22 protein-coding genes are annotated in these 20,990 nt (G+C 68.5%); 10 read left to right on the top strand and 12 right to left on the bottom strand.

All coding sequences use genetic code 11. The features are described 5' to 3' along the window. Window positions 1-6: 6 nt before the first annotated feature. The 6 genes from AC1DVU_RS20170 to AC1DVU_RS20145 are packed head-to-tail and all read right to left on the bottom strand — an operon-like array spanning window position 7 to window position 5,641. Window positions 7-1,263 carry a cysteine desulfurase gene (locus tag AC1DVU_RS20170; protein WP_476924239.1) on the bottom strand — a complete coding sequence of 419 codons (1,257 nt, stop codon included), beginning with the start codon at window positions 1,261-1,263 and terminating at the stop codon, window positions 7-9. Further along, window positions 1,260-2,024, bottom strand: a complete 765-nt coding sequence (sufC, locus tag AC1DVU_RS20165; RefSeq protein ID WP_476924238.1) for a Fe-S cluster assembly ATPase SufC — start codon at window positions 2,022-2,024, stop codon at window positions 1,260-1,262. Before sufC ends, AC1DVU_RS20170 begins: the two co-directional genes overlap by 4 nt. 5 nt (window positions 2,025-2,029) lie before the next feature. Continuing rightward, the gene (locus tag AC1DVU_RS20160) at window positions 2,030-2,347 is read right to left on the bottom strand and encodes a non-heme iron oxygenase ferredoxin subunit (RefSeq protein ID WP_476924237.1); all 318 of its coding nucleotides are present in this window, start codon (window positions 2,345-2,347) and stop codon (window positions 2,030-2,032) included. After that, complete coding sequence (sufD, locus tag AC1DVU_RS20155) at window positions 2,344-3,516, bottom strand: Fe-S cluster assembly protein SufD (RefSeq protein WP_476924236.1); 1,173 nt, start codon at window positions 3,514-3,516, stop codon at window positions 2,344-2,346. Before sufD ends, AC1DVU_RS20160 begins: the two co-directional genes overlap by 4 nt. After that, on the bottom strand, window positions 3,513-4,958 hold the full coding sequence (sufB, locus tag AC1DVU_RS20150; RefSeq protein WP_476924235.1) for a Fe-S cluster assembly protein SufB: 1,446 nt from the start codon (window positions 4,956-4,958) through the stop codon (window positions 3,513-3,515). Before sufB ends, sufD begins: the two co-directional genes overlap by 4 nt. Next, a complete protein-coding gene (locus AC1DVU_RS20145; protein ID WP_476924234.1) occupies window positions 4,955-5,641 on the bottom strand; it encodes a helix-turn-helix transcriptional regulator in 687 nt (228 codons plus the stop codon). The genes sufB and AC1DVU_RS20145 overlap by 4 nt, the downstream gene beginning before the upstream one ends. Window positions 5,642-5,723: 82 nt before the next feature. On the opposite strand from AC1DVU_RS20145, the gene AC1DVU_RS20140 reads away from it, so the two are divergent. From AC1DVU_RS20140 to AC1DVU_RS20125, 4 genes are read left to right on the top strand one after another with little or no spacing between them, the layout of a single operon-like run. Then, entirely contained in the window at window positions 5,724-6,209 is a 486-nt protein-coding gene (locus tag AC1DVU_RS20140) for a YbaK/EbsC family protein (protein ID WP_476924233.1), read from the top strand. Between the two features lie 25 nt (window positions 6,210-6,234). Further along, window positions 6,235-7,290, top strand: coding sequence for a DNA polymerase domain-containing protein (locus AC1DVU_RS20135; protein ID WP_476924232.1), 1,056 nt, complete (start codon window positions 6,235-6,237; stop codon window positions 7,288-7,290). Between the two features lie 44 nt (window positions 7,291-7,334). Beyond that, on the top strand, window positions 7,335-7,667 hold the full coding sequence (locus AC1DVU_RS20130) for a hypothetical protein (RefSeq protein ID WP_476924231.1): 333 nt from the start codon (window positions 7,335-7,337) through the stop codon (window positions 7,665-7,667). A gap of 59 nt (window positions 7,668-7,726) precedes the next feature. Continuing rightward, complete coding sequence (locus AC1DVU_RS20125; protein WP_476924230.1) at window positions 7,727-8,506, top strand: GTP pyrophosphokinase; 780 nt, start codon at window positions 7,727-7,729, stop codon at window positions 8,504-8,506. A gap of 67 nt (window positions 8,507-8,573) precedes the next feature. On the opposite strand, the gene AC1DVU_RS20120 is transcribed toward AC1DVU_RS20125, so the two are convergent. Next, window positions 8,574-9,671 carry an ATP-dependent DNA ligase gene (locus tag AC1DVU_RS20120; protein WP_476924229.1) on the bottom strand — a complete coding sequence of 366 codons (1,098 nt, stop codon included), beginning with the start codon at window positions 9,669-9,671 and terminating at the stop codon, window positions 8,574-8,576. A gap of 50 nt (window positions 9,672-9,721) precedes the next feature. On the opposite strand from AC1DVU_RS20120, the gene AC1DVU_RS20115 reads away from it, so the two are divergent. Genes AC1DVU_RS20115 through AC1DVU_RS20105 form a run of 3 tightly spaced genes read left to right on the top strand, consistent with a single transcriptional unit; the run spans window position 9,722 to window position 12,311 of the window. Beyond that, entirely contained in the window at window positions 9,722-10,642 is a 921-nt protein-coding gene (locus tag AC1DVU_RS20115) for an ABC transporter ATP-binding protein (protein ID WP_476924228.1), read from the top strand. Continuing rightward, on the top strand, window positions 10,639-11,412 hold the full coding sequence (locus AC1DVU_RS20110) for an ABC transporter permease (protein ID WP_476924227.1): 774 nt from the start codon (window positions 10,639-10,641) through the stop codon (window positions 11,410-11,412). The genes AC1DVU_RS20115 and AC1DVU_RS20110 overlap by 4 nt, the downstream gene beginning before the upstream one ends. Beyond that, window positions 11,403-12,311, top strand: coding sequence for a COX15/CtaA family protein (locus AC1DVU_RS20105; protein WP_476924226.1), 909 nt, complete (start codon window positions 11,403-11,405; stop codon window positions 12,309-12,311). Before AC1DVU_RS20110 ends, AC1DVU_RS20105 begins: the two co-directional genes overlap by 10 nt. A gap of 3 nt (window positions 12,312-12,314) precedes the next feature. Here the strand turns inward: AC1DVU_RS20105 and AC1DVU_RS20100 are convergent, their stop codons facing one another. The 5 genes from AC1DVU_RS20100 to AC1DVU_RS20080 are packed head-to-tail and all read right to left on the bottom strand — an operon-like array spanning window position 12,315 to window position 16,012. Beyond that, a complete protein-coding gene (locus AC1DVU_RS20100; protein WP_476924225.1) occupies window positions 12,315-12,638 on the bottom strand; it encodes a RidA family protein in 324 nt (107 codons plus the stop codon). A 55-nt stretch (window positions 12,639-12,693) separates the two neighbouring features. Then, the gene (locus AC1DVU_RS20095; protein WP_476924224.1) at window positions 12,694-13,500 is read right to left on the bottom strand and encodes a hypothetical protein; all 807 of its coding nucleotides are present in this window, start codon (window positions 13,498-13,500) and stop codon (window positions 12,694-12,696) included. Between the two features lie 26 nt (window positions 13,501-13,526). Next, on the bottom strand, window positions 13,527-14,594 hold the full coding sequence (locus AC1DVU_RS20090; protein WP_476924223.1) for a hypothetical protein: 1,068 nt from the start codon (window positions 14,592-14,594) through the stop codon (window positions 13,527-13,529). Between the two features lie 17 nt (window positions 14,595-14,611). Beyond that, on the bottom strand, window positions 14,612-15,070 hold the full coding sequence (locus AC1DVU_RS20085) for a GNAT family N-acetyltransferase (RefSeq protein ID WP_476924222.1): 459 nt from the start codon (window positions 15,068-15,070) through the stop codon (window positions 14,612-14,614). Between the two features lie 12 nt (window positions 15,071-15,082). Continuing rightward, the gene (locus AC1DVU_RS20080; protein WP_476924320.1) at window positions 15,083-16,012 is read right to left on the bottom strand and encodes a heme o synthase; all 930 of its coding nucleotides are present in this window, start codon (window positions 16,010-16,012) and stop codon (window positions 15,083-15,085) included. Between the two features lie 101 nt (window positions 16,013-16,113). Here AC1DVU_RS20080 and tkt point away from each other — a divergent pair, with 101 nt between their 5' ends. The 3 genes from tkt to AC1DVU_RS20065 are packed head-to-tail and all read left to right on the top strand — an operon-like array spanning window position 16,114 to window position 20,990. Then, window positions 16,114-18,288: a transketolase gene (tkt, locus tag AC1DVU_RS20075; protein ID WP_476924221.1), complete on the top strand. Its 2,175-nt coding sequence runs from the start codon at window positions 16,114-16,116 to the stop codon at window positions 18,286-18,288. Between the two features lie 29 nt (window positions 18,289-18,317). Then, on the top strand, window positions 18,318-19,406 hold the full coding sequence (gene tal / locus AC1DVU_RS20070) for a transaldolase (protein WP_476924220.1): 1,089 nt from the start codon (window positions 18,318-18,320) through the stop codon (window positions 19,404-19,406). A gap of 3 nt (window positions 19,407-19,409) precedes the next feature. Then, window positions 19,410-20,990 (top strand): glucose-6-phosphate isomerase, encoded by a 1,581-nt coding sequence (locus tag AC1DVU_RS20065; RefSeq protein ID WP_476924219.1) that lies wholly within the window; start codon window positions 19,410-19,412, stop codon window positions 20,988-20,990.

Below are 20,990 nucleotides of genomic sequence, written 5' to 3'. Positions count from 1 at the left end.
CATGGCTCAGCCTCCGAAGTACTTCTTCGTATGGTGCAACGCCTCGACCAGGGCATCAATTTCCGCCGTCGTCGTGTAGAGGTAGAACGAGGCGCGCGTCGTGGACTGCACACCGAAGCGCTGGTGCGCCGGCTTCGCGCAGTGATGACCCGCGCGCACCGCGACACCGCGCGAGTCGAGCAGCTGCGACACGTCGTGCGGGTGGATGTCGCCGAGCGTGAAGCTGACGGCTCCCCCGCGGTCGACGGCTTCCTTTGGACCGACGATCGTGAGACCGTCGATCTCCTGCAACGCGCCCAGGGCGTACGCCGTGATGGCCTGCTCGTGCGCCGCGATGTTGTCCATGCCGATCGCCGAGAGGTAGTCGACCGCTGCGCCGAGTCCGACGGACTGGGCGATCGGAGGCGTGCCGGCCTCGAAGCGTGCCGGCGGTGGGGCGTACGTCGACGTCGCCATCGTGACGGTCTCGATCATCTCGCCGCCGCCGAGGAACGGGGGCAGCTCGGCGAGCAGGTCGTAGCGGCCCCAGAGCACGCCGATGCCGGTCGGGCCGACCATCTTGTGGCCCGTGAAGGCCACGAAGTCAGCACCCAGGGCAGCGACGTCGACCGGCAGCTGTGGGACGGCCTGCGACGCGTCCACGACGACCAGCGCGCCGACCGAGTGCGCCTTGGCGATGATCGGCTCGAGCGGGTTGATCGTGCCGAGCATGTTGGAGACCCACGTGACCGAGACGACCGCGGTGCGCTCGGTGATGAGGTGGTCGATGTCGTCGAGGTCGAGTCGGCCGTCGTCCGTGACGCCGAACCATCGCAGGTTGGCGCCCGTGCGCTGGCTCAGCTGCTGCCACGGCACGATGTTGGAGTGGTGCTCCATCTCGGTGATCACGATCTCGTGGTCCGGGCCGACGCGGCCTGAGTCGCCCAGCACGCGGGCCACGAGGTTGAGCGCCTCGGAGGCGTTCTTGGCGAACACGACCTCATCACGGCTCGGGGCGCCGATGAACGCGGCAACCTTGTCGCGGCCGAGCTCGAACGCCGCGCTGGCCTCCGCACCAAGCTGGTGCATCGCGCGGGCGACGTTGGCGTTGTGCTGCCGATAGTGGTCATCGATCGCGTCGATGACCTGCACCGGCTTCTGCGAGGTGTTGGCGCTGTCGAGGTAGACCAGCGGGAAGTCGCCGGCCAGGCGACGACCCAGGATCGGGAAGTCCTCCCTGATCCTGGCGACGTCGTACGTCTGGGTTCCCTCGACGACGGTCATGCCTGTGCCGCAGCCTTCACGTACTTGTCGTACCCCTCGGCCTCGAGTTGATCCGCGAGCTCGCGGCCGCCGCTCTCGGCAAGGCGCCCCGCGACGAACACGTGGACGTAGTCGGGCTTGATGTACTGCAGGATGCGCGTGTAGTGCGTGATCAGCAGGACACCGCGGTCACCCTGGGTGCTGTAGCGGTTGACGCCGTCCGAGACGACCCGCAACGCGTCGATGTCGAGACCGGAGTCGGTCTCGTCAAGCACCGCGAACTTGGGGTTGAGCAGCTCGAGCTGCGCGATCTCGTGGCGCTTCTTCTCGCCACCGGAGAATCCCTCGTTGACGCTGCGCTGCGCGAACTCCTTGTCGAGCGTGACCCGCTCGAGCGCCTCGTTGACGTCCTTGACCCAGGTGCGGAGCTTCGGCGCTTCGCCGTCGATCGCGGTCTTGGCCGTACGAAGGAAGTTGGCGACCGAGACACCGGGAACCTCGACGGGGTACTGCATCGCGAGGAACAGGCCGGCGCGGGCGCGCTGGTCGACCGTCATCGAGAGGATGTCGACGCCGTCAAGCGTCACCGAGCCGCTCGTGACGTTGTACTTGGGGTGGCCGGCGATCGAGTAGGCCAGCGTCGACTTGCCGGAGCCGTTGGGGCCCATGATGGCGTGGACCTCGCCGGAGTTGACCGTGAGGTCGACGCCTTTGAGGATCTCCTTGTCGCCTTCCTCGGTCTTGACCGAGACGTGAAGGTCCTTGATCTCAAGGGTGGACATGTGCTTCAGCTCCTGGGTGAGAGGTCGACCATGACGGTGTCTCCCTCGATCTGGGTGGGGTAGGTGGGTACGGGTTCGGTGGCGGGGAGGTTGACCGGCTTGCCGGTGCGGGCATCGAAGCGCGAGCCGTGCAGCCAGCACTCGATCTCGCAGCCTTCGACCTCACCCTCCGACAGCGGGATCGACGCGTGCGAGCACTCGTCGCGCAGCGCATAGACGTCATCGCCGTCGCGCAGCAACGCGATCTCCTGGCCCTCGATCTCAACGGCGAGGACTCCACCGTTGGGTACGTCTGCCAGTGCCGCCGCGGCGACAAAAGTCATGAGATGCGTCCTACGTGCTCGGCCAGCTCCTCCTCGATGGAGGCGACCAGGCGCTCCTGCAGGGACGGCACGCCGATGCGACGGATGATGTCGTTGAAGAAGCCATGCACGACGAGTCGGCGGGCTTCTTCCTCTTCGATGCCACGGCTCTGCAGGTAGAACAGGTGCTCGTCGTCGAAGCGGCCCGTCGTGGACGCGTGACCCGCGCCCTCGATGTCACCGGTCTCGATCTCGAGGTTGGGCACGGAGTCAGCCGTGGCGCCGTCGGTCAGCACGAGGTTGTCGTTGCTCTCGTACGTCAGGATGCCCTGGGCTTCCTTGCGGATCAGGACGTTGCCGATCCAGACCGTGTGGGCGTCCTTGCCCTGGAGCGCGCCCTTGTACTCGACGTTGCTCTTGGTGCGCGGTGCCGTGTGGTCGACGAACAGGCGGTGCTCGATGTGCTGGCCGGCGTCGGCGAAGTAGACGCCGAGCATCTCGACGCTGCCGCCGGTGCCGATGTAGTCCGCCGAGGTGCTGGCGCGTACGACGTCGCCGCCGAGCGAGACCGCGATGTGGCGGAGCTCGGCGTCGCGGCCGACCCGGGCGTGCTGGGTGACGACGTGGACGCTGTCGTCGTTCCAGTCCTGGATCGTCACGAACGTCAGCTGGGCGCCGTCCTCGAGGACGACCTCGATGTTCTCGGCCCAGGTCGCCGAGCCGTCATAGTCGACGACGACGACGGCCTTGGAGAACTGTCCGGCGCGAACGAGCAGGTGCCCGGCCGCAGCCTTGTCGAGGCTCTCGCCGTGCAGGCGGATCGTGGTGGGCTCGTCGACCACTGCGTTGGCCGGGATCGTCACCTCGAAGACCGACTGGGCGGCTTCCCAGGCGCGAGCCGACACGCGGTCGACGGGCACGTAGCCCGAGGCGCCGCGAGCGGAGTCACCGGCGGGCACGGAGACCGCGGTGACGCCCTCAGCGGCGTCGACCTCGACCTTGAAGTCGTCGCCGTCGAGCGGGGTGTCCTGGTGCAGGCCGCGGAGGCGCTTGAGCGGGGTGAATCGCCAGATCTCCTCGAACCCCGTCGGGACCGGGTGGTCCTCGACGTCGAACGACCCCTCAGGGTGCAGGTGCGATTCGACCGGAGCAAGCTCGAGTGCCTCGGCGACGGTTTGCGTGGCGGTCAACCGACAGCCCCTTCCATCTGGAGTTCGATCAGGCGGTTGAGCTCGAGGGCGTACTCCATCGGCAGCTCACGCGCGATGGGCTCGACGAAGCCGCGGACGATCATCGCCATGGCCTCGTCCTCCTCCATGCCGCGTGACATGAAGTAGAAGAGCTGGTCGTCGCTGAGCTTGGAGACGGTCGCCTCGTGGCCGAGCGTCACGTCGTCCTCGCGGACGTCGACGTACGGGTAGGTGTCCGAGCGGCTGATCTGGTCGACCAGCAGCGCGTCGCACTTGACCGTGCTGGCCGAGCCCTCGGCGCCCTCGAGCACCTGCAGGAGGCCACGGTAGGACGTACGTCCACCGCCACGGGCCACCGACTTGCTGAGGATCGAGCTCGACGTGTTGGGCGCGGCGTGGACCATCTTGGCGCCGGCGTCCTGGTGCTGGCCCTCGCCGGCGAACGCGATCGACAGCGTCTCGCCGCGCGCGTGCTCGCCCATGAGGTAGACCGCGGGGTACTTCATCGTCACCTTGGAGCCGATGTTGCCGTCGACCCACTCCATCGTGGCGCCCTCTTCGCAGACGGCGCGCTTGGTCACGAGGTTGTAGACGTTGTTGGACCAGTTCTGGATCGTCGTGTAGCGGACGCGGGCGCCCTTCTTGACGATGATCTCGACGACCGCAGAGTGCAGCGAGTCGCTGGAGTAGATCGGCGCGGTGCAGCCCTCGACGTAGTGAACGTAGGAGTCCTCGTCGGCGATGATCAGCGTGCGCTCGAACTGGCCCATGTTCTCGGTGTTGATGCGGAAGTAGGCCTGCAGCGGGATGTCGACGTGGACGCCCTTGGGCACGTAGATGAACGAGCCGCCGGACCACACCGCGGAGTTGAGCGCGGAGAACTTGTTGTCGCCGACCGGGATGATCGTCGCGAAGTACTCCTTGAACAGCTCGGGGTGCTCCTTGAGCGCCGTGTCGGTGTCGAGGAACAGGACGCCCTGGGCCTCGAGGTCCTCACGGATCGAGTGGTAGACGACCTCGGACTCGTACTGGGCGGCGACGCCGGAGACGAGGCGCTGCTTCTCGGCCTCGGGGATGCCCAGGCGGTCGTACGTGTTCTTGATGTCCTCGGGCAGGTCGTCCCACGTGGCGGCCTGCTTCTCGGTGGACCGCACGAAGTACTTGATGTTGTCGAAGTCGATGCCGCCGAGGTCCGCGCCCCAGGTCGGCATGGGCTTGCGGCCGAACAGCTTGAGGCCCTTGAGGCGCAGGTCGAGCATCCACTCCGGCTCGCTCTTGAGCGCCGAGATGTTGCGGACGACGTCCTCGCTCAGGCCGCGTTTCGACGTGGCACCGGCATCGTTCTTGTCGGACCAGCCGAACTCGTAGCGGCCGACGTCCTTGAGGCCCGGGTTTGCTTCCTCGACGGCATTGGGTGCGTTGGTCTCTGACGTTGTCGTCATGAGGGCAACCTCTCTGCTGGGGTGTTCTTTGGCAGGTGGGTCGTGCAGACACCGTCGCCATGGGCGATCGTGGCGAGCCGCTGCACGTGGGTGCCGAGGAGACGCGCGAACATCTCGGTCTCGGCCTCGCACATCTGGGGGAACTCCCCGGCCACGTGGGCGACCGGGCAGTGGTGCTGGCACATCTGGGTGCCTGCGGGGGTGGAGCCGACGGACGCGGCGTAGCCGTCCGCGCTGAGCGCGTCGGCGAGCACCTTGGGGCGCTGGTCGGGCTCGGCCATGGCCAAGAGGGGGCGGTAGCGCTCCTCGGTGTCGCTGAGCCGGTGGCGAGCGAACTCCATGACGGCCTCGTCTCCCCCGGTCTCGGCGAGGTAGCGCAGGGCGCCTGCGGCCAACACGTCGTACGCGTGCCCGAAGTGGTCGCGCCCGGCGTCGGTGATGACGAAGACCTTGGCCGGCCGGCCGCGTCCGCGGTGGCCGGTGATCCGCTGGTCGCGCGCCTCGAGCACGCCGTCGGCCAGGAGCTGGTCGAGGTGACGGCGTACGGCGGCCGGCGTCAGGTGCAGCTGGACCGCGAGGTCAGCAGCCGTCGACGGGCCGTTCTGGAGGATCGTGGTGGCGACGCGCTCCCGGGTCGGAGCGTCGTCTACCACCGACGCGTCGTCCGAACCGGTGTATTTCACAAGACAAGTGTGCCTTTATTCACCAAGCCGACACAACGAAGGTGAGCCTAACCCGCTGCGGCGTTCCGATACGTTGCGTGGCATGAGTGAGCATCTGTCGGTCTCCCGCTTCCGCGTCGAGCTCACGAGCCGCGGCGGAGCGGGTCGGATCGTCGTCCTTCCCGACTCCGTCCACACGGCCGCGCTGGCCGCCGAGGCGCTCGGCTGCGAGGTCGGCGCGATCGCCAACAGCCTGATCTTCGCCGCGACGAACCGTGCCGGCGAGACCGAGCCGGTCCTGGTCCTCACCTCCGGGGCGCATCGGGTCGACACCGACAAGGTCGCCGCCTCGATCGACGTGATCGCCCTCAAGCGCGCCAAGCCCGGGTTCGTACGCGAGCACACCGGGCAGGTCATCGGCGGCGTCTCACCGATCGCCCATCCCCGGCCGATCCGCACGTTCCTCGACCCTGCACTGCAGGCGTTCGACGAGATCTGGGCCGCGGCCGGCCATCCCGCTGCGGTGTTCTCGACGACGTACGACGAGCTCCGTTCGATGACCGGCGCGCAGGAGATCGCCGTCAACTGACAGCGCGCCGCCCTAGAGTGATCGCATGGCGAGCGATGCGGTCGAGATCGAGGCCGGCGGGCGCAGCGTCCGCGTCTCGAGTCCGACCCGGGTGATCTACGAGGCGACCGACTTCTCACCTGAGGTGACCAAGCTGATGGTCGCGGAGTACTACGTCGCCGTCGAGGACGGCCTCATGCGCGCTCTCCGCAACCGTCCCGTCGCGCTGGAGCGATGGCCCAAGGGCGTCCGTGAGGGCATGGTCATGTCGACGCGCGCCGACAGCCACGGCGATGCGTTCTATCAGAAGCGGATGATGCGCGGCGCTCCCCCGTACGTCGAGAGCACGCGCATCCTGTTCCCGTCCGGCCGCGTCGCCGACGAGATCTGCATGACCGAGATCGCCACCGCGGCATGGGCGGCTCACATGGGTGCCATCACGTTCCACCCGTGGCCGACGCGGCGCGACGACAACGACCGGCCCGACGAGCTGCGCATCGACCTCGACCCGTTCGGCTCCGCCACGTTCGCCGACGCCGTACGCATTGCGGGTGTCGCGCGTGAACTGTTCGAGGAGCTGGGCATCCGGGCATTCCCCAAGACCAGCGGCAAGCGTGGCATCCACGTCTACGTACGCATCGAGCCCCGCTGGACCTTCACCGACGTCCGCCACGGCGCGATCGCGATCGCCCGCGAGCTCGAGAAGCGTACGCACGGGGTTACGACCGCATGGTGGAAGGAGGAGCGCGAGAACAATGTGTTCGTCGACTTCAACCAGAACTGCCGCGACCGCACGATCGCCTCGGCCTACAGCCTGCGGCCCGCTCCCGGCGCGACCGTCTCGACACCGGTGACGTGGGACGAGCTGGCGACCCTCGAGGACCCGCGGGCGTTCACGCTGCACACGGTGCCTGATCGCCTCGCCGCCCAGGGCGACGCATGGGCCGAGATCGACGACGTGCAGCACTCGCTGAAGCCGCTGCTCGACCTTTGGGAGGCCAATCCCGTCGAGATGCCCTATCCGCCGGAGTATCCGAAGATGCCGGGCGAGCCCAAACGCGTACAGCCGAGCAAGGCCAAGAAGGTCGCCGAAGAAGCATGATGGAGGTAGCGCCTCGTGCGTAGGCGCTGAGGAGTCGAGGCCTCATGATCACCCAGCACGTCGTCTCGTTCGGCGACGAGGTCACGCTGACCCGGCTGCCTGCCGGCCGGGCCGAGGGGTACGTCTGGCTGTCGTTCGTGGCTGCCGGATCCGGCGAGACCAGGCCCGATGAGGGCTGGCGCATCCACGACCACGTCAAGCTCACCTGGCTCGACGGATCGGCTGCTGATGTCTCCTTCGAGGGGCGGGCCGGCGAAGAGCTGTTGCAGCTGTTCGACGTGACCATCCGCGATGCCGGCTACAACACCCTGACGATCAGATACATCGAAGACGGGCGGATCATCGGCCTGGAGAACGTCCCGCTGCCCGGCTCCTGACCGCGACATTCATGGGGCCTTCACAGGCAACTCGGGGAACGTCTGCCTACAGTGGGCAGGTGGACCCGACGCCGACCCGGATGGACCTCGGACGACTCATCGAGCGGGCCGACGGTGACTTCGCCTCCCAGGACGCGCAGCAGCTCCGTCAGGACTTCACCCGCTTCATGATGCGCTACAAGTTCGGCATGGAGGAGATCGTCACCAAGCTGACAATCCTCCGCGACGAGTTCGCCCACCTCCACGACACCAACCCCATCGAGCACGTGTCGTCCCGGCTCAAGAATCCCGAGTCGATCGTCGAGAAGATGGGCCGCAAGCAGTGCGAGCCGACGTTCGAGTCGATCGCCGAGCGGATCACCGACATCGCAGGCGTACGCGTGACGTGCAGCTTCGTGTCCGACGTCTACACGATCTTCGACCTGCTGACGGGGCAGTCGGACGTCCGTGTGGTCGAGGTGCGTGACTACATCAAGACCCCGAAGCCCAACGGCTATCGCAGTCTGCACGCGCTGGTCGAGGTGCCGGTCTTCCTCAGCGACGGCGAGATCCCGGTGCTCGTCGAGGTGCAGCTGCGGACGATCGCGATGGACTTCTGGGCAAGCCTCGAGCACAAGATCCACTACAAGTACCGCGAGGACGTGCCTCAGTCGCTCCTCGACGGCCTAAAGGAGGCGGCCGAGACCGCCGGTGAGCTCGACGCGACGATGGAGCGGCTGCACACCGAGGTCAAGACGTCCGGCGAACTGCCCGAGTCGCTCAAGGACGAGCTGAACAAGCAGACGTACGCCGTGCCGGACGAGCAGCTCATCGAGCGGCTACGCCGCCTCAGCAGCTGATTCGCCGGACTGGTTTCGAGGCTTCGGCCGCGGGCGGCCTCCGCACCTCAACCAGCGTGTCGCCGCCTCAGGTGAGGATCTGGCTGAGGTCGTACTTGGCGACCTCTTCGAGCTGTTCGTACGTGCAGGACTGGGGCTCGCGGTCTGGGCGCCAGCGCTTGAACTGCGCTGTGTGGCGGAACCGGGCACCGTCGCCGATGCCCTCCATGTGCTCATAGCCGACCTCCGCGACGCGGGTGGGCGCGAGGGTCACGAAGGAGAGGTCCTTGGTGCCTGACCAGCGACTCTGACCGCCGGGCAGCCGCGAACCGGCCTGCGCCTCGGCGTCCTGCCACTTGCCCCACGGGTGCTCCGACGTGTCGACGATGAGCGGCTCGAGCTCGGCGATCAGCTCCGCCCGGCGCGACTCGGTGAACGAGGCGGCGACGCCCACGTGCTGGAGCTGGCCGTCGTCTGCGTAGAGGCCGAGCAGCATCGACCCCAGCAACGGACGCTCCGGCGTCGACGTCTTGTGCAGGCGATAGCCGGCCACCACGACATCGGCGGTGCGCGCGTGCTTGACCTTGAGCATCGTGCGGCCGTTGGGCGCGTAGGGCTTGGCGAGCGCCTTGGCGACGACACCGTCGAGCCCGGCGCCCTCGAAGATGCCGAACCACTCCTGCGCCTCGGCCGCGTCCGTGGTCGTACGCGTGACATGGATCGGGTCGGCCGCCGAGGACAGCGCCTCCTCCAGACGCGCCCGGCGCACGGAGAACGGCTCGGCGAGGAACGACTCGCCGTCGAGCGCCAGCAGGTCGAACGCGACGAACGAGGCCGGCGTGCGGTCAGCCAATGTCGCGACGCGCGACGCCGCAGGGTGGATGCGCTGCGACAGCGCATCGAAGTCGAGGCGCCCGTCGATCGCGATGAAGATCTCGCCGTCGAGTACGCAGCGGTCGGGCGTCTCGGCCTTGATCGCCTCGACCACGTCAGGGAAGTAGCGCGTCAATGGCTTGGTCGAGCGGCTGGCGAGCTCGACCTCGTCACCGTCGCGGAACACGATGCACCGGAAGCCGTCCCACTTCGGCTCGTAGGACAGGCCGCCCTCGACCGAGTCCGCCGCCGGAACGCCTTTGACCGACTTGGCCAGCATGGGTTGGAGCGGGGGCATGACCGGGAGATCCATGACCGACAGCCTAGAGCGGGCGACCGACAGCCGACACCTACACTGATCAGGTGAATCAGCCCGCCGTCGAGGTCACCGATCTCGTCATGCGATATGGCTCGGTGACCGCGGTCGACGGGCTCAGCCTGACCGTCGAGGCGGGCACCGTGACGGCGATCCTGGGACCCAACGGCGCCGGCAAGACGACGACGATCGAGACGTGCGAGGGATTTCGTACGCCTCAGGGCGGCGCGGTTCGCGTGCTCGGCCTCGACCCCATCGCGGACGGGCGCAAGCTCAAGCCCCGCGTCGGCGTGATGCTCCAGTCCGGCGGCGCCTGGTCCGGCGCGCGGGCGTACGAGATGCTCCGCCACATCGCGTCGCTGCACGCGCATCCGCTCGACGTCGACGAGCTGACCGAACGGCTGGGGATGCAGGGCTACGGCTCGACTCCGTTCCGCAGGCTGTCGGGCGGCCAGCAGCAGCGACTCAGCCTCGCGATGGCGGTGGTCGGCCGGCCCGAGCTGCTGTTCCTCGACGAGCCGACGGCGGGACTCGACCCGCAGGCCCGCCACGCCACGTGGGACCTCGTCACCGAGCTGCGCGACAGCGGCGTCACGACGGTCCTGACGACGCACTTCATGGACGAGGCCGAGACGCTGTCCGACCAGGTGCACATCGTCGACGAGGGCCGCGTGATCGCCTCCGGCACGCCGCAGGCACTCGCCTCCTCGGGTGCCAAGAACACCGTACGATTCACCGCCCGCGCGGGGCTCGACGTCCAGAAGTTGATGCACGCGCTCCCCCACGACACCAAGGTCGACGAGGTGAGCCCGGGCGCGTACGTCATCGCCGGCGACATCGACCCGGCGCTGCTGGCGACCCTGTCGGCGTGGTGCGCCGGCGAGGGCGTGCTGACTGAGTCGATGCTCGTCGAGCGGCAGACCCTCGAGGACCGGTTCCTCGAGCTCACCGGCAAGGCCCTTCGATGACCCTGGACCTCTCCCCCAACCCAGGTGCGGCTGCCACGCCGGCGATGCTCCGCTCCCAGGTCGCCATGGAGCTGCGACTGCTGTCGCGCAACGGCGAGCAGCTGCTGCTGACGCTCGTCATCCCGCTGATGCTCCTCGTGCTGGGCACCCGGTCCAACGACGTCGTCGACCTCGGCGCCGGCCGGCCGATCGACATCATCACGCCCGGCATCCTGGCCCTTGCGGTGTTGTCGACGTCGTTCACGTCGCTGGCGATCGCGACCGGATTCGAACGACGCTACGGCGTCATCAAGCGGCTCGGCGCGTCGCCGCTCCCACGATGGGGCCTGATGCTCGGCAAGATCGGGGCGATCACGGTCGTCGAGATCGCCCAGCTCACGCTGCTGTCCGTCGTCGGGCTGCTGCTCGGCTGGGACCCGCACGGCGGCCTGACCGCGTTCGCCCAGATGGTGCTGCTCGCGGTGCTCGGCACGGCGGCCTTCGGCTCGCTCGGACTGCTGATCGCCGGCACGTTGCGCGCCGAGGCGACGCTCGCCGTCGCCAACCTCGTGTACGTCCTGCTGCTCGTCGGTGGCGGCCTCCTCGTGCCGCTGAGCCGCTACCCCGACGGGGCACATCACGCCCTCCAGCTGCTGCCGTCGGGTGCGCTGGGCCAGGGATTGCGTGACACGTTCGCCGGGCAGGGGCCCGACGCCTTCTCCATCGTGGTGCTGTTCGTGTGGGCCGGTTGCTGCGGCCTCGGAGTCTCAAGGACGTTCAAGTGGGAGTGACAGCAAGCCTGCGGGCACCGGAGCGAGCCGACGTCGAGCGGTGGGCCTGGGCGGCGGTCGTCGCCAACATCGTGATCGTGCTGACCGGCGGTCTCGTACGCCTCACCGGTTCGGGTCTGGGCTGTCCGACGTGGCCACAGTGCACCGACAGCTCGTTCGTGCCGCATCGCGCGCTCGGCGTGCACGGAGTGATCGAGTTCGGCAACCGCATGCTGACCTACGTGCTGATCGCGGTCGTCGTCGCGACGTTCGTCGCCGTGTGGCGCTGGGCCGGCACGACCCGCGAGCTGCGCCGCCTCGCAGCCCTCATCGCCCTCGGTGTCCCGTTCCAGGGCGTCATCGGCGGCATCACGGTGCTGACCGACCTCAACCCGTGGATCGTGTCGCTCCACATGATCCTGTCGATGCTGCTCGTGGCTGCGTCGATGCTGCTGGTCGTACGCCTGCGCGGCACCAACGACGTCACCCTGCCGGCGTACGCCAAGCAGGTCGTCCTCGCCACGTACGTCGTCCTGTGGGTCGCGGTCTACCTCGGCACGACAGTCACCGGTGCCGGTCCGCATGCCGGCGACGCGGACGCCCCGCGCAACGGCCTCGATCCCCACGTCATGAGCCATGTGCACGCGGCAAGCGTCTACCTTCTGGTGGCGCTCACGGTGGCCGCCTGCGTGTTGCTGAAGCGGACCCCGGCCGGGCGCATCGCGGTGATCCTGCTGCTCGTCGAGCTCGCTCAGGGGACGATCGGGTTCGTCCAGTACTTCACCGACCTGCCGATCGCCCTCGTGGCGACCCACCTCGTCGGCGCCGCAGCCCTGATCGCCGGCGGCACCAGGCTGCTGGTCACGGTCGTCTCGACAACGCAACCTGCGTCCGCACCGCTCGACCGCCGCCCGGCCTGACGATCAGTCCGCGACGTGCGCGGTCATCATGATCGACACGAGGACGTTCGGGATCTCCGGCCCGAACCGCGCAACCGCACGAGCCGGCGGCTCGGTCGCGAACACCTCGGCGTACGCCTCGTTCATCCCGTCGAAGTCGGCGGGATTCGCGATCAGGACGGTCACCTGCGCGACGTCGTCCAGCGCGCCTCCGCCCGCCTCGACGACAGCGGCGCAGTTGCGCAGCGCCTGTCGGGTCTGCTCCTGGATCGTGTCGCCGGCGAGCTGCTTGGTGGTCACGTCGATCCCGACCATGCCCGACACGTAGATGATGGAGCCGATTCGCACTCCCTAGCTGTAGAGCGCGACCCCGGGGCTTGATCGGTGCTGATGACCTGCCGCGTCATACGGGCACCTTCCCCGGGAACCGCGGCTTGCGCTCCACCGGCGCAATCACGCCGATCTCGCTGAGGTCGATCGCCTCGAGCTCGTAGCCGAACGTGTAGCGATCATTCGGATCCAGCTCGCGGATCAGGTCGACCAGCGCGCGTTGGATCTCGATGAGTCGGCGGTTGTCACCCTCGGACACCTTGCTCATGCCGGTGTTGACCGGCTGGAACCACGCACGGAACTCCTCATCGGTGCGGTAGCGCTTGACGAATGCGGCGTAGCCGTCGACGTGGGGCAACCGCGTCGTGGTGTCAGGGATGAACTCCCACGAGACCATGAGCTCGCCGATGGCCCGCTGCTCGGCGGCGAAGAACAGGAAGCCGTCACCGGACTCGCTGCGGCGCAGCGTGGCGGTCACGCCGTCGATCAACCGCTGCACGGACTCGTCGCGCCGGCCCTTGCCGCTCGAGGACAGGACGGCTTCGCGACGTGCCTCGATCCAGCCGAAGTAGTGCGCGAACAAGAACGCGGTGCTGGTGGAGGCGTAGTCGCCGTGGCTCTCGTACCGCTTGACCAGTGAGACCCAGCCAGTTTCCACGATGTTGTAGATCCGTGACTGCAGCTCGGCTGCGGCCTGGGCCAAGGGCTCGTAGACCTTCTCGGCCGCCTTGATCGCGGTCTCCTCCTCCTTGCGCCGCTCGGCCTCGATGCGCAGCTTGTGGCCCATCTTGGCCGTGCGCACCGAGAACCAGCCCGAGAGCACGACGCTCACGAGGCTGAACATGAGTCCGATGAGGGCAACCGCCTGCTGGCTCGTCATCACCGCATCCTAGGGCGGCAGGGCCGTCAGGACGGGGTTTTTCGGTCAGTCACCCACCGGTCGGCGTCGATCGCATAGACCCATCGGCGGCCCGGCCACTCGGTGAGCGACCAGAGCCAGCGGCGTTGAGGAAGGTAGGTGATGTCCTCGGGCCCGGTCGGCAGGACACCCTGGTGCCGGACGTAGTCCCCGGGCGTCCCCACCCACAGATCCCCGGGGTTGCCCTCGCCGTTGCTCGACGTGATGGCCCATGTGCCGTCGAAGACCACGGCGCCCTGCATCCGGGCGATCTGCCGGTCGTGCAGCTCGGTCGCCACTGCCCAGCCGCGGTCGTCGCTGCGCAGCAGCTGGGTGTCACGGTCGATCGCGTAGCGGATCAGGCGGTGGCTGCCGCCCTTGCGGCCGTACTCCCCCGCCACGAGGTGGTCCTCGGCACCGGCCCGGTCGAGCGACATGAACGAGTACGTCATGCGGTCGCCGTCGTCGTGCTCGGCAGCGTAGAACGAGTACTGCGGCAGTATGTAGCGGTAGCCCTTGGTGCGCAGCCGGTTGCGGACCCGCACGATGTCGTCGAGGCGGAAGACCCGGACGCCGGACGAGCTGCCGGCGACGAACAGGTGGTCGCCGTACCAGACGATCCCGCCGGCATGCACCCTCACGGGGCGCAGCCGGTGGAAGAAACCGAGCCGCTTGGGAGCCGTGAGCAGCACGTGCCGGTAGCGGGGTGGCTCCTCGTCGGTCCAGTCGATCACCGAGATCCGGGAGCCGAGCTGCAGCCAGCCGCGCCACCCGTGGGCGTACCAGCTGGTCATCACGACGTTGTGCCCCTCGAACATGCCGCCGCTGGGCTCGGCCCCGTAGGCGTCGGCCGACGTCGTGATGCCCTGCGGGAACCAGCGCTCGGTGTCGCGGTCGTCGTCCCGCCACGTCATACCGGCGATGGGTGCCTCACCCGGTACGTCGGCGTGTGCCCCGACACGGTTGAGGTCCGCGAGGACACCGCGCAGGCCGACTCGCTTGAACCGACGGAAGAACCGCTCCGAGAGGTTGCGGTCGCGCGCCGCCGCGACGAGACGGTACCCCGGAGAGCTCACGCCGCCAGCGTACGCAGTCAGGGCGTGTGCAGCATCCGGCGACAACCCTCAGCATCCGTGCCCTGCTGCAGCACGAAGCCCTGCCGCTCGTACGCCGTGACGGCCGCCTGGTTGCCGTCCATGACGCGCAGGCTCAGCGGCCGGCCGGCGGCCCACTTGACGACCCGCTCGATCAACGCGGTGCCGATGCCACGCCGGCGCGCCTCCGGAGCGACCCACATCGAGGTCAGCTGGGCTGCGTCGTCGACGACCGACCCGGCGACCATGCCGACCGGCCGGTCGTCGTCATAGGCGATGAAGCAAGGGCCGTCGGCGAGCCGTGCGCGCCACCGATCCTCGGTGTCGTTGTCGCCGGTCCACATCCTCGTCGACGACGAGAACGCATCAGGGTCCTCGGTCAGCGAGCGCTGTCGAAGCAGGCGCCAGTCGGCCCAGTCGTCAGGCTCCGCCAGGCGGATCGACAGGCCGCCGGTCACCGCAGGCTCCGCCTAGCGCAGGAAGGGGTCGACCGCGGCGGCCACGAACAGCAGCGCCAGGTAGGCGTTGGAGTAGTGGAACAGCCGCATGGGCTTGAGGATCGCGAGGTCCTCGGTGTCCATCGCACGCGACTTGAGGTCGTAGGCCTCGACGAGGAACACGATGCCGAGCGTGATGGCGACCGCCGGGTAGAACCAACCCGTCGGGGTGATCGGCCACAGCAGCAGTGACGTGCCGACCATGACCCACGAATAGGCGACGATCTGCTTCGCGACCTCGGCCGACGTCGTGACCGACGGGAGCATCGGGACGCTGGCCGCGGCGTAGTCCTCGCGGTAGCGCATCGCGAGCGACCAGAAGTGCGGCGGCGTCCAGAAGAACACGACCATGAACATCACGACCGGCGCCCACGCCAGCTCATTGGTGACCGCGGTCCAGCCGATCAGCGCCGGGAAGCAGCCAGCGGCGCCGCCCCAGACGATGTTCTGGGTCGTGCGGCGCTTGAGGATCATGGTGTAGCCGACGACGTAGAAGACGTTGGCGGCCAGGGCCAGCATCGACGACAGTGGATTGACCAGCGTCCACAGCCAGATCGTCGAGACGACGCCGAGGGCGAGACCGAAGTAGAGCGCCCCGCGCGTGCCGACCTGGTGGCGCGGCAGCGGCCGACGGGACGTGCGGCGCATGAGCTGGTCTATGTCGGCGTCGACGACGCAGTTGAGCGCGTTGGCGCTGCCGGCCGAGAGCGTCCCGCCGACCACCGTGGCGACGACAAGCCATGCCGACGGCACGCCCTGCTCGGCCAGGAACATGATCGGAACGGTCGTGAGCAGCAGCAGCTCGATGATGCGCGGCTTGGTCAGCGCGACGTAGGACTTGACGACATCGATGAAACGCGGCGAAGAGGGTACGTCGGCGCCGACGACTGATCTCACGCCCACGGTGCTCACGTTCAGAGTCTAAAGGACGCGAGTAGGCTCGTCTTGACGGCCCATGAAGCCGATCAAACCAGACCCTCGTTCGAACAACAGGAGCCAGAGCTGTGACGTCCGGAACCCCCTCACTGGAGTGGACAGACCTCGACAAGAAGGCCGTGGACACCGTCCGTCTCCTGGCCGCCGACGCAGTGCAGAAGGTCGGCAACGGCCACCCCGGCACCGCGATGAGTCTGGCCCCCGTGGCCTACCTGCACTACCAGCGTCTGTTGCGTCATGACCCGACCGATCCGCACTGGGCGGGCCGCGATCGCTTCATCCTGTCGTGTGGCCACTCGAGCCTCACGCAGTACATCCAGCTCTTCCTCGCCGGCTACCCGATGACGCTCGACGACCTCAAGAGCCTGCGCACGTGGGGAAGCCAGACCCCGGGCCACCCCGAGTACAACCACACCCCCGGCGTCGAGGTCACGACCGGCCCCCTCGGCCAGGGCGTCGCCAACGCCGTCGGCATGGCGATGGCCGCCCGCCGTGAGCGCGGACTGCTCGACCCCAGCACCGGCGCCGGTGAGAGCCCCTTCGACCACCGCATCTACGCCATCGCGTCCGACGGCGACCTGCAGGAGGGCGTCTCGGGTGAGGCGTCGTCGCTCGCGGGCCACCAGAAGCTCGGCAACCTGACGCTGCTGTGGGACGACAACAAGATCTCGATCGAGGACGACACCGACGTGGCGTTCACCGAGGACGTCGCGGCACGCTACGAGGCGTACGGCTGGCACGTGCAGACCGTCGACTGGACCATCGGCGGCACGGGCTATGTCGAGGACGTCCAGGCCCTCTGGGACGCCTACCAGGCCGCTGAGGCCGTCACCGACAAGCCCAGCTTCATCAAGCTCCGCACGATCATCGCGTGGCCCGCACCGACCGCGCAGGGCACTGGCGGCTCGCACGGCTCGGCCCTCGGCGACGACGAGATCCGCGCAACCAAGGAGCTCCTCGGCTTCGATCCCGACAAGACGTTCATCGTCGACGACGACGTCATCGAGCACACCCGCAAGGCGCGCGACCGTGGCGTCGCTGAGCACGAGGCCTGGCAGAAGACGTTCGACGCCTGGGCGACCGCCTCGCCCGACGGCGCCGCGCTGCTCGAGCGACTGTCCAAGCGCCAGCTGCCCGACGGCTGGGACGCCGACCTTCCGACGTACGAGGCCGATCCCAAGGGCGTCGCGACCCGCGTCGCCTCCGGTGAGTTCCTGTCCGCCGCGGCTCCCCAGCTCCCTGAGCTGTGGGGCGGGTCGGCCGACCTGGCCGGCTCCAACAACACGACACCCAAGGGTGAGCCGTCGTTCCTGCCGCCTGAGCACTCCACCGCCAAGTTCCAGGGCGGTTGGTACGGCCGGGTGCTCCACTTCGGCATCCGCGAGCACGCCATGGGCGCGCTCATGAACGGCATGGTCCAGCACGGGCTGACCCGGCCATACGGTGGCACGTTCCTCGTGTTCAGCGACTACATGCGCCCCGCCGTACGCCTCGCAGCGCTGCAGGAGCTGCCGGTCACGTACGTCTGGACGCACGACTCGATCGGCCTCGGCGAGGACGGACCGACCCACCAGCCGGTCGAGCACCTCGCCGCGCTGCGCGCGATCCCGGGCCTCGACGTCATCCGGCCTGCCGACGCCAACGAGACGATCGCCGTGTGGCGCACGCTACTGGGCATCACGGACCGCCCGGCGGCACTGGCGCTGAGCCGGCAGAACCTGCCGACGTTCCCCCGCGGCACCGACGGCTGGGCTTCGGCGTCCGAGGTTGCCCGTGGCGCCTACACGCTGATCGACGCCGAGGGCGAGCCCGACGTGATCCTGGTGTCGACCGGTTCCGAGGTGCAGCTCGCCGTCAAGGCACGCGAGCTCCTCGCCGCCGACGGCATCTCGGCGCGCGTCGTCTCGATGCCGTGCCGTGAGTGGTTCGAGCAGCAGGACAGTTCCTACCGTGACAGCGTCATCCCGCCGAAGCTCCGCGCACGCGTGTCGGTCGAGGCGGGTGTCGCGCTCGGTTGGCGCGACGTCGTCGGCGACGCCGGCCGCATCGTGAGCCTCGAGCATTACGGCGCCTCGGCCGACTACGCGACGCTCTACGACAAGTTCGGCATCACCGCCGAAGCCGTCGTGGCCGCTGCCAAGGACTCGATCGCAGCCGCCGCGGGCGAGCCATCGGCTCCGTTCCACGCCCGGCCCGCCGGAGCTGTCGGCCCCGCCGACAATGCCGACGCCCAAGCCCACTGACCCGTACAACTGAATTCCAAGGAGACATCATGAACGACCGTCTGCAGGCCCTCTCCGACGCAGGAGTATCGATCTGGCTCGACGACCTCTCGCGAGAGCGCATCGAGACCGGCAACCTCGCCTCGTTGGTGGCCGACTCCGGCGTCGTCGGCGTGACGACGAACCCCACGATCTTCGCGGCTGCGATCTCCAAGGGTGAGCGCTACGCCGAGCAGGTCAAGACGCTCAAGGCGTCCGGCGCCGACGTCAAGACCACGGTCTTCGAGCTCACGACGACCGACGTCCAGAACGGCTGCGACATCATGCGGCCGGTGTTCGACGCCACGGGCGGCGTCGACGGCCGGGTCTCGATCGAGGTCGATCCTGACCTCGCCAAGGACACCGACGGCACGGTGGCACTCGCCAAGCGCCTCTGGGAGCGCGTCGACCGCCCCAACACCCTGATCAAGATCCCTGCGACCGTCGAGGGTCTGCCCGCGATCGCCGCGACGATCTCCGAGGGCATCAGCGTCAACGTGACCCTGATCTTCTCGCTCGAGCGCTACCGCGGCGTCATGGACGCCTACCTCTACGGCCTCGAGCAGGCTGCAGCCAACGGCAAGGACCTCTCGACGATCGAGTCGGTCGCGTCGTTCTTCGTCAGCCGCGTCGACTCCGAGATCGACAAGCGCCTGCCCGAGGACAGCCCCCTGCGCGGCAAGGCGGCCATCGCCAACGCGCGACTGGCCTACGAGGCGTACGAAGAGGTGTTCGGATCGGACCGCTTCAAGGCCCTCGCGGCCCAGGGCGCCAACACGCAGCGTCCGCTGTGGGCATCGACCGGCGTCAAGGACCCGGCCTACCCCGACACGATGTACGTCAGCGAGCTCGTCGTCTCCGACACCGTCAACACGATGCCGGAGAAGACCCTCGAGGCGTTCGCCGACCACGGTGAGGTCACCGGCGACACGGTGCACGGCACCTACGACGACGCGCGTCAGGTCATCGCCGACCTCGAGGCCCAGGGCATCAAGTACGACGAGGTCGTCGAGCTGCTCGAGGTCGAGGGTGTCGACAAGTTCGAGAAGTCATGGAATGAGTTGCTGGAGACCGTCCAGACCGAGCTCGACAAGGCCTGAGCCGTGGTGCAGATCGCGCTCACGATCCCTGCCCAGCACGAGTACGACACGGCGCTCCGCGATGCCATCGAGCAGCGCGTCGCTTCACGTGTCGCGGGTCAGGACGCCACGCTGTGGGGCCCTGACGCCGAGTCCGAGGCCAGCATCCGGCTGAGCTGGACGCGGCTGCCTCAGGCCTCGCGGCCCCTGGTCGCCGAGATCACCGAGCTGCGCGAGCAGCTCCGTGCCAAGGGGCTCGACCGGGTCGTGCTCTGCGGCATGGGCGGCTCGTCGCTCGCCCCGGAGGTCATCTGCGACCAGGCCGGCGTCCCACTGACGGTGCTCGACTCGTCGCAGCCCGACATGGTGCGGTCAGCACTGTCTGAAGGCCTCGATCGCACGATCGTGGTGGTGTCGAGCAAGTCCGGCGGGACCGTCGAGACCGACAGCCAGCGTCGGGCGTACGAGCAGGCGTTCACCGACGCCGGTCTCAACCCCGCCGACCACATCGTCGTGGTCACCGATCCCGGCTCGCCGCTCGATGGCGAGGCCACCGCGGCGGGCTATCGCGTGTTCCACGCCGACCCTCATGTCGGCGGGCGCTACTCGGCGCTCACGGCGTTCGGCCTCGTCCCGAGCGGGCTGGCCGGAGCCGACATCGGCGCGCTGCTCGACGAGGCGGCTGCTGCCGAGGCTGCGCTCTACGCGGACGACGCCGACAACCCGGCGCTGCGGCTCGGCGTCCTGATGGGCGTCGCCAACCGGCACCGCGTCGACAAGCTCGTGATCGCCGACCAGACCCGGCACGGCGTCGGCGACTGGATCGAGCAGCTCGTCGCCGAGTCGACGGGCAAGCTCGGCAAGGGCATCCTCCCGGTCGTCGTCCCCTACGAGAACGCCGTCAACTTCAACCCCAGCACCGCCGACTCGATCCTGGTGTCGATCGGCAGCACGTACACCCCGGAGGCGCAGTCCGGCTATGCCGCGGCGATCGACGCCGACCTCGGTGCGCAGATGCTGCTGTGGGAGGTCGCCGTCGTGATCGCGGGCCGGCTCATCGGGATCAACCCGTTCGACCAGCCCGACGTCGAGAGTGCCAAGCAGGCCGCCCGCGAGCTCCTCTCTGGCAGCGGCGAGGTGCCGACCCCCGATGCGACTGACGAGGGCATCGACATCTACGGCGAGGGCTCCACCGTCCCGGAGGCCGTCAGCGCCCTGCTCGGCAAGCTCGACCTGCAACACGGCTACCTCGCCGTGCAGGTCTACCTCGACCGCATCGCCTACGCCGACTTCGCCGGTGTGCGCGAGGTGCTGGCACAGCGGCTCGGCCGGCCCGTCACCTTCGGCTGGGGTCCGCGCTTCCTGCACTCGACTGGCCAGTATCACAAGGGCGGCACGCCCAACGGCGTGTTCCTGCAGGTCACCGGCACGCCGTCGGAGGACCTCGCGGTTCCGGGCCGGGACTTCTCGTTCGGCTCGTTCATCGACTCTCAGGCTGCCGGCGACGCTGCCGTGCTGCGCGACCACGGTCGGCCCGTGCTGCGGCTGCACCTCAATGACGTCGAGGCGGGCCTCAAGCGCCTGCGTGAGGTGCTCGGTCAGTGA

Source organism: Aeromicrobium sp. P2_G6 (assembly GCF_056403535.1).
The sequence above is the reverse complement of the archived record's forward strand: the minus strand, read 5'-3'. Positions and strand labels throughout refer to the sequence as shown.

Coding starts and splice junctions, on each gene's coding strand:
- AC1DVU_RS20170 (WP_476924239.1), bottom strand. CDS start 1,263: ATGACCGTCGTCGAGGGAACCCAGACGTACGACGTCGCCAGGATCAGG.
- sufC (WP_476924238.1), bottom strand. CDS start 2,024: ATGTCCACCCTTGAGATCAAGGACCTTCACGTCTCGGTCAAGACCGAG.
- AC1DVU_RS20160 (WP_476924237.1), bottom strand. CDS start 2,347: ATGACTTTTGTCGCCGCGGCGGCACTGGCAGACGTACCCAACGGTGGA.
- sufB (WP_476924235.1), bottom strand. CDS start 4,958: ATGACGACAACGTCAGAGACCAACGCACCCAATGCCGTCGAGGAAGCA.
- AC1DVU_RS20140 (WP_476924233.1), top strand. CDS start 5,724: ATGAGTGAGCATCTGTCGGTCTCCCGCTTCCGCGTCGAGCTCACGAGC.
- AC1DVU_RS20135 (WP_476924232.1), top strand. CDS start 6,235: ATGGCGAGCGATGCGGTCGAGATCGAGGCCGGCGGGCGCAGCGTCCGC.
- AC1DVU_RS20130 (WP_476924231.1), top strand. CDS start 7,335: ATGATCACCCAGCACGTCGTCTCGTTCGGCGACGAGGTCACGCTGACC.
- AC1DVU_RS20120 (WP_476924229.1), bottom strand. CDS start 9,671: ATGGATCTCCCGGTCATGCCCCCGCTCCAACCCATGCTGGCCAAGTCG.
- AC1DVU_RS20110 (WP_476924227.1), top strand. CDS start 10,639: ATGACCCTGGACCTCTCCCCCAACCCAGGTGCGGCTGCCACGCCGGCG.
- AC1DVU_RS20095 (WP_476924224.1), bottom strand. CDS start 13,500: ATGACGAGCCAGCAGGCGGTTGCCCTCATCGGACTCATGTTCAGCCTC.
- tal (WP_476924220.1), top strand. CDS start 18,318: ATGAACGACCGTCTGCAGGCCCTCTCCGACGCAGGAGTATCGATCTGG.